19 protein-coding genes and 2 pseudogenes are annotated in these 15480 nt (G+C 38.3%); 19 read left to right on the top strand and 2 right to left on the bottom strand.

The features are described from left to right. From AB3K24_RS10345 to AB3K24_RS10295, 11 genes and pseudogenes are all read left to right on the top strand, one after another. Window positions 1–353, top strand: a 353-nt coding sequence (locus tag AB3K24_RS10345) for an arsenate reductase/protein-tyrosine-phosphatase family protein (protein ID WP_367975646.1), incomplete at its 5' end; no start/stop codon positions are given. A gap of 264 nt (window positions 354–617) precedes the next feature. Next, on the top strand, window positions 618–1262 hold the full coding sequence (locus tag AB3K24_RS10340) for an ArsR/SmtB family transcription factor (RefSeq protein ID WP_004909452.1): 645 nt from the start codon (window positions 618–620) through the stop codon (window positions 1260–1262). A gap of 125 nt (window positions 1263–1387) precedes the next feature. Continuing rightward, the gene (locus AB3K24_RS10335) at window positions 1388–1669 is read left to right on the top strand and encodes a thioredoxin family protein (RefSeq protein WP_013984969.1); all 282 of its coding nucleotides are present in this window, start codon (window positions 1388–1390) and stop codon (window positions 1667–1669) included. 13 nt (window positions 1670–1682) lie between these two features. Further along, complete coding sequence (trxA, locus tag AB3K24_RS10330) at window positions 1683–1997, top strand: thioredoxin (RefSeq protein ID WP_004909451.1); 315 nt, start codon at window positions 1683–1685, stop codon at window positions 1995–1997. Window positions 1998–2017: 20 nt separating this feature from the next. Continuing rightward, window positions 2018–2341, top strand: a complete 324-nt coding sequence (locus AB3K24_RS10325) for a thioredoxin family protein (RefSeq protein ID WP_004909449.1) — start codon at window positions 2018–2020, stop codon at window positions 2339–2341. Beyond that, a pseudogene (locus AB3K24_RS10320) lies at window positions 2341–2469 on the top strand (aspartate racemase); the annotation flags it as partial. The gene AB3K24_RS10325 and the pseudogene AB3K24_RS10320, both read left to right, overlap by 1 nt. Window positions 2470–2559: 90 nt before the next feature. Next, window positions 2560–3504 (top strand): thioredoxin-disulfide reductase, encoded by a 945-nt coding sequence (trxB, locus tag AB3K24_RS10315; RefSeq protein WP_004909445.1) that lies wholly within the window; start codon window positions 2560–2562, stop codon window positions 3502–3504. A gap of 18 nt (window positions 3505–3522) precedes the next feature. Then, a complete protein-coding gene (locus AB3K24_RS10310) occupies window positions 3523–4170 on the top strand; it encodes a DsbA family oxidoreductase (RefSeq protein WP_013984970.1) in 648 nt (215 codons plus the stop codon). A 12-nt stretch (window positions 4171–4182) separates the two neighbouring features. Continuing rightward, window positions 4183–4311 carry a hypothetical protein gene (locus AB3K24_RS10305; protein WP_004909440.1) on the top strand — a complete coding sequence of 43 codons (129 nt, stop codon included), beginning with the start codon at window positions 4183–4185 and terminating at the stop codon, window positions 4309–4311. A gap of 17 nt (window positions 4312–4328) precedes the next feature. After that, on the top strand, window positions 4329–5660 hold the full coding sequence (locus AB3K24_RS10300; RefSeq protein WP_004909438.1) for a dihydrolipoyl dehydrogenase family protein: 1332 nt from the start codon (window positions 4329–4331) through the stop codon (window positions 5658–5660). A 139-nt stretch (window positions 5661–5799) separates the two neighbouring features. After that, entirely contained in the window at window positions 5800–6057 is a 258-nt protein-coding gene (locus AB3K24_RS10295) for a GIY-YIG nuclease family protein (protein ID WP_004910776.1), read from the top strand. Here AB3K24_RS10295 and AB3K24_RS10290 read toward each other — a convergent pair. Beyond that, window positions 6028–6235 (bottom strand): annotated as a pseudogene (locus AB3K24_RS10290) (hypothetical protein). The gene AB3K24_RS10295 and the pseudogene AB3K24_RS10290 overlap by 30 nt on opposite strands. A 126-nt stretch (window positions 6236–6361) precedes the next feature. Between AB3K24_RS10290 and AB3K24_RS10285 the strand changes: the two are divergent. Then, window positions 6362–7891 (top strand): multicopper oxidase family protein, encoded by a 1530-nt coding sequence (locus AB3K24_RS10285; RefSeq protein ID WP_036068639.1) that lies wholly within the window; start codon window positions 6362–6364, stop codon window positions 7889–7891. A 114-nt stretch (window positions 7892–8005) separates the two neighbouring features. On the opposite strand, the gene AB3K24_RS10280 is transcribed toward AB3K24_RS10285, so the two are convergent. Continuing rightward, entirely contained in the window at window positions 8006–8443 is a 438-nt protein-coding gene (locus tag AB3K24_RS10280; protein WP_147000550.1) for a DDE-type integrase/transposase/recombinase, read from the bottom strand. Between the two features lie 598 nt (window positions 8444–9041). On the opposite strand from AB3K24_RS10280, the gene mobV reads away from it, so the two are divergent. The 7 genes from mobV to AB3K24_RS10245 all read left to right on the top strand — a co-directional run bounded on the left by mobV (window position 9042) and on the right by AB3K24_RS10245 (window position 15084). Next, complete coding sequence (gene mobV, locus AB3K24_RS10275; protein WP_367975642.1) at window positions 9042–10277, top strand: MobV family relaxase; 1236 nt, start codon at window positions 9042–9044, stop codon at window positions 10275–10277. A gap of 503 nt (window positions 10278–10780) precedes the next feature. After that, the gene (locus tag AB3K24_RS10270; RefSeq protein WP_150289171.1) at window positions 10781–11935 is read left to right on the top strand and encodes a RepB family plasmid replication initiator protein; all 1155 of its coding nucleotides are present in this window, start codon (window positions 10781–10783) and stop codon (window positions 11933–11935) included. Next, the gene (locus AB3K24_RS10265) at window positions 11928–12494 is read left to right on the top strand and encodes a DNA-binding protein (protein ID WP_150280949.1); all 567 of its coding nucleotides are present in this window, start codon (window positions 11928–11930) and stop codon (window positions 12492–12494) included. Before AB3K24_RS10270 ends, AB3K24_RS10265 begins: the two co-directional genes overlap by 8 nt. Before the next feature lie 433 nt (window positions 12495–12927). Next, window positions 12928–13170, top strand: a complete 243-nt coding sequence (locus AB3K24_RS10260; protein WP_150289170.1) for a transposase — start codon at window positions 12928–12930, stop codon at window positions 13168–13170. A gap of 60 nt (window positions 13171–13230) precedes the next feature. Continuing rightward, window positions 13231–13788 (top strand): IS3 family transposase, encoded by a 558-nt coding sequence (locus tag AB3K24_RS10255; protein ID WP_150260781.1) that lies wholly within the window; start codon window positions 13231–13233, stop codon window positions 13786–13788. Window positions 13789–13927: 139 nt separating this feature from the next. Next, window positions 13928–14923 (top strand): LacI family DNA-binding transcriptional regulator, encoded by a 996-nt coding sequence (locus AB3K24_RS10250; protein ID WP_099045192.1) that lies wholly within the window; start codon window positions 13928–13930, stop codon window positions 14921–14923. Window positions 14924–14961: 38 nt separating this feature from the next. Then, window positions 14962–15084 (top strand): helix-turn-helix domain-containing protein, encoded by a 123-nt coding sequence (locus tag AB3K24_RS10245; protein ID WP_259680458.1) that lies wholly within the window; start codon window positions 14962–14964, stop codon window positions 15082–15084. The last annotated feature ends 396 nt before the right edge of the window (window positions 15085–15480 follow it).

Below are 15480 nucleotides of genomic sequence, written 5' to 3'. Positions count from 1 at the left end.
CAAAAAAAATATTGCCGGCAAATGAGTTTCAAATCGAGAGTGCAGGGATTGAAACTCATGGGTTAAATCTAAATGCTGTTAAAGTTATGGCTGAAGATGGAGTAGATATTAGTAGCCACTACTCTAAATTAATTGATCTAAATTATTTGAACACTTCAGATTTAGTTATTACTTTATGTGGTGATGCCAAGGATAAATGTCCTATGCTTCCCCCTCAAACCAAGAGTTTACACTGGCCTTTATCTGACCCAGCGCAAGCCACAGGAACTTTAGAAGAACAACTACAAGAATTCCGTAAGGTTCGTGACGAAATTAAAAAATTAGTTACAAGTTTGAATAACTACGTTCATTAATAAAAAAACGCCATATAGTGCCGCAGTAAAACAGTCCAATTAATTTATTGACTTCTAAGGAAAATACCAGGGCTTTGGTTATGAGCTAGATATGTGACTAGGCACTCACTAAAATGCCCTTCCATTCAGGGTCTATAATTATAGGATGACTCCTAAATCTAAAAAGACAAGGCCCATTAATTTATTAACTAATAATATTGAATTTCAATTTCATAGGAAAACTGGTAAACTATTCAACACAATAGTTGAAAAGGTGGAAAGAAAATGTTTGAACAAGCAGTTAACTACAAAAATGGACTATATAAAGAACTATCTAAAATTGGTAAGGGGCTAAGCAGTGATCGACGATTAGAAATTCTTGATCTTTTAACTCAAGCACCCAAATCAGTTGAAACTATTGCCAACGGGGTCGGAATAAGTGTAGCTAACGCCTCACGCCATCTACAAATATTGAAGGACAGTCATCTGGTTAAAACAAAACGAAAAGGCAATCATATTATTTATAGCCTTAGTTCTCCCAAAATTAGTGATTTTGTGCACCTATTAACCGATATTGGCAACAGTGAACTTTCAGATATGAAAACAATTCAGGATAAATCAGACGCTCAAGATAACGTTAAAACCATTTCCTTAAAGCAAGCTCAAGAAGAATACAAAAATAGCTTTGTCCTTGATGTACGACCTTCTGATGAATATGCAGCAGGCCACATACAATCGGCAATTAATGTCCCATTGGAAACATTAAAAGAATCAATGCCCAAATTACCTAAAGATCAAAAAATTATTGTTTATTGCCGTGGAAGACTATGTGCTAATTCCAACATTGCCACACAGATCTTAAATAGAAATGGTTTTGACGCAGTTAGTTTAAATTCAAGTTACTATGATTGGAATAAAATAACAGAATAAACAGTTTAAGCACGATTTAGTCATTTATTGATTAAATCGTGCTTTTATATTGACTTACAAAAAGTATGTGATATTATTAAACTATTCAAGCAAACAATTGAATAATTGAAAGGCGGTGACATAACTTGTCTACTATTGATAAAACGCTAACCTTAATTAATTTTGAGAATAATTGGTGCGCCCAGTGTTACACGCAGCGACCAATAATAAATAAGATTAGCCATGACTTTAATTCATATTTAAACGTTCGGGTAGTGAATTCAGATGCTCACCCAGAACCAGCAAAAAAATACAATGTTTATTCCGCACCCAGTACTATTTTGCTGCGTGATGGAAAAATCGTTGAAAAAATTACCCGTTTTATTGATCAATCACAATTAACAACTTTAATTAAATATTACCTATAAAGGAGCGACTCTTATGGTTAAGAACTTAACTGACAAAGACTTTGTGAAAGAAACTAGTACCGGTGTTACATTAACTGATTTTTGGGCTACTTGGTGTCCTCCATGTCGAATGCAAGGACCGATTATTGAACAACTTGATAAAGAAATTGGCGATAAAGTCAAAATTACTAAAATAGACGTAGATGCAAATCAAAAAACACCAATAGCATTTGGAATTATGTCTATTCCAACCTTAATTATCAAAAAAGATGGCCAAGTAGTTGATAAGCTGGTTGGCCTCCACAGTAAGGACCAACTTAAAACCGTTCTTGCTCAATATACTAATTAGGTTAAGAGGGGAGAAGCTGAATGGAACAACTATCAGTAATGAATAAAAAAGAATTTGATAAAAAACTGAAGAATGGAAAATATATTTTAGTTTTTATGGCTTCTTGGTGCCCTGATTGTAGCTTTATCAAGCCTCATCTACCAGAGATTGAACAAGAATTCAAAGATTACACTTTCATCAGTGTCGATCGTGATGAGAATACCGAATTGGCTCAAGAACTAAATATCTTTGGTATTCCAAGCTTCGTTATTTTTAGAGATGGGCAAGAAATCGGAAGACTTGTCAATAAAGATCGGAAGACTAAAGAAGAAGTCGAAAATTTCATTACCAACACTATTAACTAATGAAGAAGTTTTTTACTATTCTTGGCGGTATGGGGACGTTAGCAACTGAAAGTTATGTCCGACTCCTTAATAAGAAAACTGAAACCCATAAAGACCAAGACTATTTAGATTATATAGTGGGTAACCATTATTGATGCACAAGAAGTCATTGTTAATCGTTCATTGGATAAGGGATTAGCGTTACGTGACGACTAATAAGTAGATTGGAGTGAAATTTAATGAGGAAATATGATGTAGTAGTGATTGGGGCCGGTCCTGGTGGAATGACCGCTGCCTTATATGCAGCACGAGCTAATTTAAATGTAGCAATGCTTGATCGCGGTATTTATGGTGGACAAATGAACAACACCGATGACATTGAAAACTACCCTGGTTTTACAACAATTAAGGGGCCTGAACTTGGTGAGAAAATGTATCAAGGAACCGTTAAGGCCGGAGTAAATTTTGTATACGGTGATGTCCAAAACGTTACCGTTGATGATCAACAAATGAAGCATATTCAAACCGATAGTGACGAGTTAGTAGCAAGCGCAGTAATTATTGCAACAGGATCTAATAATCGAAAATTAGGTGTACCAGGTGAAGAAAATTTCTCCGGAAAAGGGGTTTCTTACTGTGCAGTATGTGATGGTTCTTTCTTTAAAGGAAAGAACGTGACTGTAGTTGGCGGTGGTGATTCAGCAATTTCTGAAGGATTGTACTTAGCTAATGTCACTGATGGAGTTAATGTCATTCATCGTCGCGATCAGTTACGGGCACAAAAGGTATTACAAAATCGTGCTTTTGATAACGATAAGATAGATTTCACTTGGAATACTAGTGTGACAGAGATTTTAGGTGATGAAAATCATGTTACTGGAGTAAAAATTCATAACAATCAGGTCGGTGATGATACAACTCTAGACACTGATGGAGTTTTCGTTTACGTCGGTAACTTTCCAAACAGCCAAATTTTCAATAATTTAAATATTACCGATCAAGCTGGTTGGATTATAACTAACGATCAAATGGAAACAACAATTCCTGGAATCTATGCAATTGGTGATGTCCGGCAAAAGCAACTGCGGCAAATTACAACTGCGGTTGGCGATGGTGGTATTGCTGGGCAAAACGCCTTTGAATATTTCGAAGCCATAAAGCATCGGCAAACGGTTAAAGATTAAAGAGAGGAAAATTACTTTATGGAAATCAAATATTGGTCAGACATTGCTTGCCCCTTTTGTTATATCGGTTCTAACCGAATGAAACGAGCAATGAAGGAAATTGGTATTTATGACACAACTGAATTAGAGTTCAAATCATTCGAGCTTAACCCTGCAACACCAAAGGAAACCGATGAAGGATACATTAATCACTTCACTCAGGGAAATAAGGCAATGGAGCCACAGGCCAAAAAGCAAATGGCTTACATCGAACAAATGGCGCATAACGATGGTCTACCAATGGATCTTGACAGTGTAGTACCTACAAATACTATGGATGCGCACCGGATTATTAAATTCGCAGAAGCTAAAAATGATCCTGATTTGACTGAACGAGTAATTAGACGCTTCTACCAAGTTTACTTTAGTGATGGTCAATCGATTTCTGACCATGATGTGCTATTAAATGCGGCAATGGAAGCTGGGCTTGCTAAAGACGAAGTAGAAAAAGTGCTTAATTCTAACCAATATCATCAAGCTGTGGTCAATGACGAGGCAGAGGCTCAACAATCCGGTATTCATGCTGCACCTTTTTTTGTAATCAATAATAAGTATGCAATTAGTGGTGCTCAACCATATGAAGTCTTTGTTAAAGCCTTAAAGGGCGTTCAAGCAGAAGAAAATTAGGAGGAATTTACGATGACCGAAGATAAGCCACAATTTAATACAATATTTGGCGATAATAATGATGCTGCTGTATGTGGGCCAGACGGTTGTAATATCGCTGAACATCAAAAGCAAACTGAGGATAAGAAGAAAACAAAATAAATGGAGGAAAGCTATAAATGAAGTTTGACTACGTTGTTATTGGCAGTGGGCCATCAGTTTATCGTTTCCTATTGGGAATGCAGAATAGCGGAAAGAAAATCGCGGTTGTTGAAAAGAATCGGTTTGGCGGAATTTGCCCTAACGAAGGCTGCGAACCCAAGATTTTCTTAGAAGGAGCAGCACGAGCAACCTTAACTTCAATGCGTTTGCAAGGTAAGGGAATTACTCAACCAGCTAAGCTTGACTGGAAAGAACTTATTCAGCAAAAGAATAAGGCTATGGCGTCATTCCTAAATAATATGCAAAGTATGTATGAAGGCCTGGGTGCGACTACCATCAAGGGTGAAGCATCATTTGTTGATCAACATACCATTGAAGTTAATAATAAAAAAATCACTGCTGATAATTTTGTAATCGCAACCGGAAAAAAGCCGCATCCTCTTAACATTCCTGGCCACGAGTACCTACTTACTAGTACTAACCTTTTTGAACTCGAAGATACTCCAAAGAACGTCGCAATTATCGGAAGTGGTTACGTTGGTATGGAATTTGCTACATTGTTGTCTGCTGCCGGGGTTAAAGTAACAGTTATTGTCCGATCCGGCCAACCACTAGAGGGATTTTACAGCCAACACGTTCATCAGTTAGTTGATGAAATGAAAAACTCACTTGGTATTAATTTTATATTTAACACAAATGTTACAGCTGTTACCGAAGCACAAACTGGCTATGAGGTTCAATCAGCTAACGGCAACCTTGGCACTTTTGATAAAGTTATTAATGCCAGTGGTAGAGTTCCTGAAATTAATGCATTGAAACTTGATAATGCTGGTGTAGAGTACAGCAACCGCGGAATTAAAGTTGATAAATATTTGACCACATCAGCAAATAACATTTACGCAATGGGCGATATTGTTGATAAAACCGCACCAGCATTAACCTCTACGGCACAGTTTGAAGCAGACTACTTAAGTGCCTTACTTACTAATAAAACAACTGAACCTCTTAGGTACCCAGTAATTGGAACCGTTACGTTCACATTCCCCCAACTCGCTCAAGCTGGAATTAGTATTGATAAAGCAAAGGAAGACAGTAATTATTCAATTAAAGATATTGATATTACTCAAGGTGACTTTCTTTATGCTGGAACAGATGATCACGCACGATTATCATTAGTCTTTGACAAGCAAAATCATCTCGTGGGCGCTGCTGAAATTAGCCAAACAGCAGTAGATGATATCAATTCACTAATTCCTGTTATGGCAATTGATGTTGATCCAGAGGTTTGGAAAGAAAAGATGCTAATGGCTTTCCCTGGTTTAGCATATAAAATTAGAACATTAATTTAACAACAAGAGGGTCTATTTGTGATTAATGACTCCTCGAAAAGACTATTAAAACAGCCCCCATTATCTGACTAGTAGATAATGGGGGCTGTTTTTTTGTTCGGCGGTATAATAGCGCCTAAAAAAAGAGGTCGATGATCACATGCCCAATCACATATTTATCAGCCGAGAGTCAGGGAATGATAACATTTCAATATTCTATGACGAACCATCATTTGTGGTCATTGCGAATAAAGACGATTTAGCTAGCATTCAGTTGATTGATGAGTCTAAAAAACCTGGCATCTATATATTGTTGGGTGATGATAAACGATATATTGGTCAAGCATCAAATGCTATTTTTAGTAGACTGCAGCAACTGCTTAATAAACTAGCGCTGGTGGGCGTGTTGTTGACTTGACTGGGGCCGATAAGCGGCAACTAAACCTGTCACAGCGTCCAAAGTCATAATCAGACCCATTCATAATCAGACCCATTAACCACATCGCTGCCATATTGTGCATGGTACCAATTAGAATCAGCAGCACCACATTTAACGCCAGCATGAGCCAGCCCATTGTTTTCGACATTTGTTGCATGAAAATCCTCCTCAAGTGTATGGATAAGACCTATACCATTTTTCGATACTACTTTAGGTTAATTCTAAATTATGTTTATGGCAACCCTAAAAAGTGTTAAAATTCTTGTCAGAAGGAGAAATCACGATGAAAACCTATACGAACTATTTCTTTGATGAGCCAGCGTTTGATCTCCACGATGGCGGGTACGTGCCGCTTGAGGTCAGTGATGCGCCTGAGAAGCCCTTAAATGTGCCGCCGTTGTTGAAACCGGATAAAGAGACGGCGACCGACGTTTATTACACGGTGACAGCAGAGGCTGGGGAAACGCAACTGTTACCTGGGGCGAAGACCAAGACGTGGGGCTATAATACCAGTCTGTTAGGTCAGACGATTGTGTATCGCCGTGGTCAGCATACGCATGTGACACTGAAAAACACCCTGCCTGAGTTGACCACTTTTCATTGGCATGGGGCTAATGTCAGTGGCCCTTATGTTGATGGCGGATGCCATGCGCCGGTTTATCCGGGTGAAAGTAAGCATATCGACTTCACATTGGAACAACCGGCGACGACTTTGTGGCTGCACGCGCATCCGTGCCCATCCACAGCCGAGCAGGTTTGGCATGGTTTGGCTGCCATGGTGATTGTCAAAGACGACCATGAAGCCAGCCTGCCATTGCCAAGGAACTATGGCGTTGACGATATTCCGGTCATTTTGCAAGACCGGCGTTTTCATGAGAACAACCAGTGGGACTACCGGGCTGATTATGATCCTGACGGTGTTGCTGGGCCAACTGCAATGATTAACGGTACAATCAATCCCTATTTTGATGTCACCACGCAAAAGGTCCGGTTGCGTTTTCTGGATGGTGCTAATCGCCGTGAATGGCGGTTGCATTTTTCCGATGACCTGCCATTTACGCAAATTGGCGGGGATGGCTCACTATTACCGGAGCCGGTCAAATTTACCCATTTGATGCTGACTTGTGCTGAGCGTGCCGAAGTGATCGTTGATTTTGGCCAATACCATGAAGGCGACGAGGTCACCTTATATACGGATGATGTGCCATTGCTGAAGTTCCGCATTCATGCGTTCAAACCGGATCAGACTACCTTGCCTGATAAGTTGTTCGATGTGAAGGCACCAGTGGTTGACCCGGCTTTGCCAGTTCGCCACGTTGTGATGCAGGGGATGGACGAAGGTGTTGCGATTGATGGTAAAAAGTTTGCCATGCAGCGGATTGATGCCACGCAACCAATTGGCAAAGCCCAGTACTGGGATGTTACCAATAGCAATGATGCGCCTGGAATGGTTCATCCATTCCATGTGCATGGAACCCAATTCTTAGTCTTGTCGCGGAATGGGCATGCGCCGTATCCAAATGAACATGGTTTCAAAGATACCGTTGGCGTGAATCCTGGTGAAACGGTTCGGCTGCTGGTTCGCTTTGATTTGCCAGGGGTTTATATGTATCACTGCCATATCATTGAGCACGAAGATGGCGGCATGATGGCACAGATTGAAACATTCGATCCAGCCAAGCCAAAGCAAGAATATAAATTGATGGATATGGATACGTTAATGATGGCCTTGGCTAAAGAACGTGGCGTCAAACCATCTGAGATTTGGATGGGCGGTATGCAGTCTTATGAAAAAATGGGAATGAAAATGTAAACGTCCCACAATACTAATATAGAAAAAGATGATTTTAATATGAACTCTCCAACGATCAAACATCGCGGGGCTTTGCTCAGAAGTCAATAAATTGGACTATTTTTATTCAGTTACTTAGGCAACATTTGAGATACGATTGCGATTATAAAAATTGATATACCAACCAGTGGCTGCTTGGACTTCAGTTAATGTTTGGTATGCCTTCAGATACACCTCTTCACGCTTCAATATTGAACGAAACGCTTCCATACGGCCATTATCGTACGGATGGCCTTTGAGTGAATATGAATGTTTCAAGCCATAATTTTGACATTTAATATTAAATTCAGCACTCGTGTATTGCGCCCCCATATCTGAATGAATAATTAATGGCTTTCGATGCTTATCTAACGCCATCTGTAAGGCACTTGTGGCTAGCTCGGCTGTCATTGTATCGCCAATTTTATAGCCCAATACTTTTATCTTCTCAGGATCCAAAACGGTCGCTAAATAGACCCATCTGTGATTAGTCAACTGAATATAAGTGATATTTGTCTGCCAAACACCGCTCAAATGCTCTTATACTTAATGTTATTTTCCTATTGTGCGCCGTAATAATCTTAATTTACATGATGATCGAAAACAAGCTCACCTCAGATAATTCCTTTTATATCATTCTGACAATCCTGGTTGTAATCCATACCAGTTTTGATTTATTAAAATGGTTACCAAAAAAACGCATGTAGTTGGTTTACAGGGTATAGGGGTAATCATTTGGGATTTAAATTAATACGCTGGAAAATTATATTAGCATTCAAAATCAGTTGAGATAGATACAGATACTATCTCAACTGATTTTTTTATGTGGTTAAGCTGACATCAGCTTGCCCCACGCGGGTAGCGTTCTGCATGACATGCTCCCGCTGAAGGTGATCTTGCAATGATAAATTGCCCCGTCACGGCGTGACCCGCCGGAGGTTTTACAAGCCGGATAAGTGGCGCTGTAAAATAGCAGTTTCCCCAGCAGGAAGGGGAAACGCTACTGTCAGCGCTTGTCGATGACTCGCCTCGCAGAGCCTGTCCAAAATAGAATTTTGGTATAACAGGCTATACCAGATTTTTAACGGTGTTATACTGGTCTCGGAAAACCTTTTTTGAGGAGGCATTTTTTATGGCGCATTTAAAGAAAAATACCCGTGGTGCAGTGCCCGGTTTAGCTGTTCATTTTGAACGTAAAACTGACCATCACAGCAACAAAGAGATTGATGTGGCGAAAACATACCTCAATCAAGATCTCATGACGGATGGTTCAGATATGCTGTCCCGCTTCAATGAGCGGTTAAATGCCGTTTATTGCATGAAAAGAGACGATGTGAAAGCATTAGCGACTTGGATAGTCACTTTACCTGAAGAGTTATCAGAATCGTCCTATGAGCAACAGAGCGCCTTTTTTGAAGCCACCAAACAATTTCTAGACAATCGCTATGGGAAAGAAAATGCCATGGCCGCTGTCGTTCATTATGATGAGACAACACCCCATTTGCACTATGCCTTTGTGCCAGTGGTTTTTGATGCAAAAAAAGAGCGTTATAAAGTTTCTGCTAAAGAAGTCCTCACACGGCATGACTTACAAACTTTCCATGATGATTTAGATCAGGATTTAAAAAAGGTGCTACCCTTTTATGAGAAAGGCGTTCTGAATAACAAAACCTTACCGTTTGAGAATGTCGCTGAAATTAAAAAGTACAATGATCAATTTAAAGCGTTAAAAGAGGAATTAGCTAATGTCGAGGAAAATATCAGTGCTAAAAAAGCCTTACTCAAAGTTACGAATCAAGCTCTAACTGAAGTTGAATTAGCTGAAAAACAAATTGATGACTTTAAACAGGCGTTATCTAAAAATTTATTTGGTAAGACCGTCATTAAACCCGATGATTTAGATCTATTTAAAAGCGTTTTAGCCAATATGAAAAAAGCCACCCTGCAAAGCCAACGTGATGCAGCAGATAGCAAACAAGACTTATTAAAAAGCAAAGCCCAATTAGCAGAGTTGCAAGCTGACTATCAACAGCTGAAAGATAGGCATCAAGCACTTCAGCAGCGAGTGAGAGAAAAGCAACAGATGGACTATGCGATGCGGGATATGCTTAAAAATGATTATGGCGTCGAAAAGATACCCCATAGTGATGTAGAGGCCCGGTATGTCCTTTATAAGCTGGATCATGAAGAACTCACTAAAAGTAAAAAAGAGGCAACGTCCTGGTTAGCTACGCTAAAGACTGCGCGAGAGAATCCAGATAGCAAAATCCTCTCTACAAGATTAGAGCGAGGGATTGAACAAGTTAAAGCATTAATTAATCGGATTATCGAATTAACACGGGATCTATTTAAAGGGCCAAGTCTATAGATTTAAAACGCTTTATTAGCCGTTTTAAGCGTTTTTAACGATTTGATTAATAAATACTCAACAAAGATGTTAAACGCGCTCTATGAGCTTAATAAGTGGTGATAATGTTAAATCGTTATTGAGACGTCAGTTGAAAGATACAATCATCAAAAAAGAGAACATCGCAGCTATTCAATTTTGTTGCCAATGTTCTCTTTTTGTTTTTTTAGGGGGTTAATAAAAAGGCGAAGCCTATTATAAGTTTATCTTTTATATTTTAATCTTTTGTTCTTTTGCGCGGTTATAAAGTCAGTATTATCAAGGGTTTACAAGATTATGTACCCACAAAATACTATGTATACACCCACAAAATACTATGTATACACCCACAAAACACTATGTATACACCCACTTTTAATTTAAATAAGTGGGTGTGTAGGATATAATAAAAAGCATAAAGAAAATCCTGTCTAGAAGTTTTTCTTTATACTTTTTCAGTAACACGCACAAAGGAGCGTATTTATATGTCTATTCTACCAGAAAATAACGTAAGGCAGGTGCAGAGCTTGAATGAACTGTCCAAACGAAAAGTGGTTGAACATAATAGTTTAATCACTTCGATTGCCAAAATGGATAAAACGCCACTAAAAATGTTTGAATTGGCAGTTTCTTTAATTGACACTGAAAATCCACCTAAGGATCATACGGTGTATTTATCAAAGCGAGAGTTATTTGCTTTTTTTAAGGTCAATGATAGCAACAAACATAGTCGTTTTAAAGAAGCCGTTGAAAAAATGCAGAAACAAGCTTTTTTTCAGATTAAAAAAGAACAAGATAAAGGCTTTAAATTTATTAGTATTGTACCAATCCCTTATGTTGAATGGACGGATTATAACGATGAAGTAAAAATTGAATTTCATCGTGAAATCATGCCTTACTTAATAAATCTTAAAAATAATTTTACACAACATGCATTGTCAGATATTGCAGAATTGAATAGTAAATATGCCGTTATTTTGTATCGTTGGTTATCGATGAATTACAATCAATACGAGCATTACAGCGTTAAAGGTGGACGGAGAGAGGAACAGGTTGAAAGTTACCGTAATCCTGAAATAAGTATGCGAGATTTACGTCAAATGACAGATACAATTGATGAATATAAACGATTTGATCATTTTGAAAAAAGAGTACTGAATGAACCATTGTCAGAAATTACTAGACACACAACGTTCAATGTAACTTACGAAAAGCTCAAAAAAGGGCGGAGTATTGATAGTATTGTCTTTCATATCACTAAAAAGCAGGTAGCAGATGATAGCAGTTACAAGTTAGATGATCAAGCTTATATTGACGGTAAGATAAGGCAAGAAGAAAGCGAAAAAGACCTTGTATATGAAGCTATGAAAAGTCCATATACAAAGTTGCTGATGGAGCATTTCTTATTGTCATACATTGATTTGACGGATACGGCTATTTTGTCAGGGCTACAGAAAAATGTTTATCCACTCTATGATGAATTAAAAGACTTACGTGGCCTAAATGGTGTTAAAGAGCATTTGGCATATATCAGAGATAAGCAAGATGATTATTCCAAAAAGAACATTGCTAAGTACCTTAAAAAATCGATTGAACAGTATCTACCAGTCGTTAAAAGGCAGGATATAGGTCATGAGTGAAAATTTAAAAACAATTCGAGAACTCGCTGAGGAGTTAGGTGTCAGCAAGACTGCAATTAATAAAAAAGTATCAGATAAAGAACGAAAACAATGGTTTTCGAAAAACGGAAACCGGTTTTTGATTAACGAAAACGGACAAAAGGCTATAAAATCAATGTTTTTAGATGGTTACGAAAACCAGAAACCAGAAACCGAAAACTCCGAACGACAACAAGAATCAAAAACCGAAAACTTACGTAATGATGACAATATAAATTATGTACGCGATATTATTAATTATCAAAATGCACAGATAGAAGATTTAAAAGAAACTAAAGCTCAACAATTTAAACAATTAAATCAGATGCAAAATCTCCTAGATCAGCAACAACGGTTAGCGTTACAAGACAAAAAACTGCTGGAAGAATACAAAGCTGAAATTAAAGACTTAAAAGCTTTAACAACCCAGACACAATCATCAACGGATGAACAGGGGTCTGTGAATGAGCAAAGTGATGTAGAAGAACCGAATCATCCAGAGACAGCTAAGTCTAAAAAATGGTGGCGTTTTGGTAAATAACTATTAATTGCTCTTATGATGAGATTCCGTACTAGTTTTTCTAGTTTGGTAAAATATCATCATAGGAGCATTTTTATTTATGGTTACATGTTATGAAGAGGACTTTAAAAAGTCCATCGTCGAGATGGTTAAAGCGGGACGTCAGACCGATGAATTAGCCAAAGAATAAGGCCCTTCAACCGATTCAATTCGGAACTGGGTTAAAAATTACTCGCCCGTTGAGATCAACGGTGAATCTATCTCAGCGGATGAGTTGAAAAAATTGCGCAAAGAACGCGCAATTTTAAAAGAGGAAAATGAAATTTTAAAACGAGCGGCGGTGTTACTGGCAAAACATTAGTTTTGCGCGGTAGAAGTGTTGTTTTGTGCTCTTATACTAAAAAAATGGACTATTTTTATTCAGTCCGTAAAATGAAAGTATAGGAGTATTTTTATGTCAATTCGTTATTCACAAGATTTTAAAGATTCACTGGTTAAACTTTACCAAGAAGGACGTTCACTTAAATCATTAGCAGAGGAATTTGGACCTTCAAAAGATTCTATTGCGATTTGGGTCAAGCAAGCTACCCCAGTCATGATTCAGGGTCAGTCAAAGACGTTAAAGGATGTCAAGCAATTAGAGAAGCGCCTCGCTATTTTGGAGGAAGAAAACGAAATTTTATCACGCATAGCCTGACAGGCATTGAGCGGCCATCTTCCTAGCCAAAAAATTGATTGTCCAAAAATATCTGAATATATGACGCTCAAATTAGGGCGTGAATTAGGGATTAAATTACGCATGCAAAAACGTTATCGCAAGCCAAAAAATGTGGTGACTGTTAATCAAAAGCCCAATCTGATTAGACACTTGCATGATTTGAGCGGTGTTTGGCAAACAGATATCACTTATATTCAGTTGACTAATCACAGATGGGTCTATTTAGCGACCATTTTGGATCCTGAGAAGAGAAAAGTATTGGGCTATAAAATTGGCGATACAATGACAGCCGAGCTAGCCACAAGTGCCTTACAGATGGCGTTAGATAAGCATCGAAAGCCACTCATTATTCATTCAGATATGGGGTCACAATACACGAGTGCTGAATTTAATATTAAATGTCAAAATTATGGCTTGAAACATTCATATTCACTCAAAGGACATCCATACGATAATGGCCGTATGGAAGCATTTCATTCAATATTGAAGCGTGAAGAGGTTTATTTGAAGGCATACCAAACATTAACTGAAGTCCAAGCAGCCATTGGTTGGACTATCAATTTTTATAATCGCAATCGCATCTCAAATGTTGCCTAAGTAACTGAATAAAAATAGTACAATTTATTGACTTCTGAGCAGTTTCTTATGTGACAAGTAAATCGGTCAAAGGTTTAAAAAGATTGAGGCGTCAGTTCCAATCTTTTTCATGTTAAAATAACGTGTACAGGAGATCTCTATGGTAACAATACAAGATATTGCAAATAAATCCGGATTTGCTATTTCGACGGTTTCGCGCGCGTTGTCTGACTCACCGAAAATTAGTGCTAAAACAAAGGAACGCATAAAAAAAATTGCACAAGATATGGGATATACGCCAAATTTTGCTGCACGGAACTTAACACAAAGTGAAAGCAACACGGTTGGGGTTGTTTTTCAACCACAAGCTGAAGATAGTGCTGAAAATGTTTTCTCAATGCAATTACTATTCGGGATTAATTCTCAACTCGTTGCCCGACAATACTTATTGACCACTGCGACGGGCAACAATTGGTCTGAAGTCTACAATGCCGTTAAAATGATGGTGGAAGCTGGACAAGTTCGCCGTTTTATACTGCTTTACACTGTTGAAAATGATCCAATTTCTGAATTATTACGAGAAAACAACGCCCGGGTTGTTGTCACTGGTGAACCCGAGCAAGCTAATGATGTTTTATATGTTGATAATGATAATCGTCGAGCTGGTGAAGAGGCAACTAGACAGTTAGTTGGCCATTTTAACCTAAAAGCACCGCTTCTTGTTCGCACTTTGGCTGATTGGCGTTATGAGCGAAATCGTGAAATCGGCTTTCATATTGCACAACCAGACGGTCAAGTCTTATCTTTACCACTTGATTTTCAAGCGCAAAAACAGGTATTGGAAAGTTATTTCGAATTGCATCACGAAATTGACGGCATTATTGCTAGTGATGACGAAATCGGTTATCTGGCACGTAATCAAGCACAAGCTCATTTACCCACACATCCAAAATTGCCAACGATAGCTTTTAATCGTTCTGAATATGCACGACTTGGTGGTAAGGATTTCTATTCAGTTGATGTGTTGCCACGTAGTTTGGGCAGTGAAGCGGTTCGATTATTGTTTAACGATCAGCGTTCTGTCCTGGAGCAAACTAAGGCAACCAGCGTGATTGTGCCGTACCGTTTACCTGAATTTTGTGATGAGACGTGGTGAATTAAAATAATATTGCACGAAAGGCGCATGTCTCAAAAATGACACTTAGCCATGTAATTAATCATCCAGATCAAGTGTCACCTGAACTGATGGTGCGAGTACAACATGCAATAAAAAAAAGACCGTTGGCTATCTGCCAAATCAAGTCGTACGGTCATTAGTCAACCAACGCCATTATGTCATTCGTTTCTTACTTTTAGAAGATGTTACAACAGTTGAACCGAATTATTGATTCGATTAGCTATAATTTACAACAAAAAGGTTAGACACTGAAAATTAGCTTAGATATTACGGCAGAGACACAATCTATTGACGTGAATAATCGAGCAGGCATTGAATAAACGACTGAATATATGTGCCGGCAGGGATATCGTGATATTTATTATATTGTTTTATCGTTAGATTAGTATTGAACTTAATGCACAATTTCTAATTGCCGACTACGATTATCCGTGCGAGCGATTAGATTGCACTTGTTGTGCTAAGTGCGGTTCAGCCGAAATTAAACACCCATAAGACAAGCGCTTGCCTTAATTGTTGAAAAAATTGTCGCACAA

It is taken from the genome of Leuconostoc aquikimchii (assembly GCF_040838325.1).
Lineage (GTDB): Bacteria > Bacillota > Bacilli > Lactobacillales > Lactobacillaceae > Leuconostoc > Leuconostoc aquikimchii.
The sequence above is the reverse complement of the archived record's forward strand: the minus strand, read 5'-3'. Positions and strand labels throughout refer to the sequence as shown.

Bases quoted from the DNA above. Each gene is read 5' to 3' on its own strand.
- AB3K24_RS10340 (WP_004909452.1), top strand. From the start codon at position 618: ATGTTTGAACAAGCAGTTAACTACAAAAATGGACTATATAAAGAACTA.
- trxA (WP_004909451.1), top strand. From the start codon at position 1,683: ATGGTTAAGAACTTAACTGACAAAGACTTTGTGAAAGAAACTAGTACC.
- AB3K24_RS10325 (WP_004909449.1), top strand. From the start codon at position 2,018: ATGGAACAACTATCAGTAATGAATAAAAAAGAATTTGATAAAAAACTG.
- trxB (WP_004909445.1), top strand. From the start codon at position 2,560: ATGAGGAAATATGATGTAGTAGTGATTGGGGCCGGTCCTGGTGGAATG.
- AB3K24_RS10310 (WP_013984970.1), top strand. From the start codon at position 3,523: ATGGAAATCAAATATTGGTCAGACATTGCTTGCCCCTTTTGTTATATC.
- AB3K24_RS10305 (WP_004909440.1), top strand. From the start codon at position 4,183: ATGACCGAAGATAAGCCACAATTTAATACAATATTTGGCGATAATAAT.
- AB3K24_RS10300 (WP_004909438.1), top strand. From the start codon at position 4,329: ATGAAGTTTGACTACGTTGTTATTGGCAGTGGGCCATCAGTTTATCGT.
- AB3K24_RS10295 (WP_004910776.1), top strand. From the start codon at position 5,800: ATGCCCAATCACATATTTATCAGCCGAGAGTCAGGGAATGATAACATT.
- AB3K24_RS10285 (WP_036068639.1), top strand. From the start codon at position 6,362: ATGAAAACCTATACGAACTATTTCTTTGATGAGCCAGCGTTTGATCTC.
- mobV (WP_367975642.1), top strand. From the start codon at position 9,042: ATGGCGCATTTAAAGAAAAATACCCGTGGTGCAGTGCCCGGTTTAGCT.
- AB3K24_RS10270 (WP_150289171.1), top strand. From the start codon at position 10,781: ATGTCTATTCTACCAGAAAATAACGTAAGGCAGGTGCAGAGCTTGAAT.
- AB3K24_RS10265 (WP_150280949.1), top strand. From the start codon at position 11,928: ATGAGTGAAAATTTAAAAACAATTCGAGAACTCGCTGAGGAGTTAGGT.
- AB3K24_RS10260 (WP_150289170.1), top strand. From the start codon at position 12,928: ATGTCAATTCGTTATTCACAAGATTTTAAAGATTCACTGGTTAAACTT.
- AB3K24_RS10255 (WP_150260781.1), top strand. From the start codon at position 13,231: ATGACGCTCAAATTAGGGCGTGAATTAGGGATTAAATTACGCATGCAA.
- AB3K24_RS10250 (WP_099045192.1), top strand. From the start codon at position 13,928: ATGGTAACAATACAAGATATTGCAAATAAATCCGGATTTGCTATTTCG.
- AB3K24_RS10245 (WP_259680458.1), top strand. From the start codon at position 14,962: ATGACACTTAGCCATGTAATTAATCATCCAGATCAAGTGTCACCTGAA.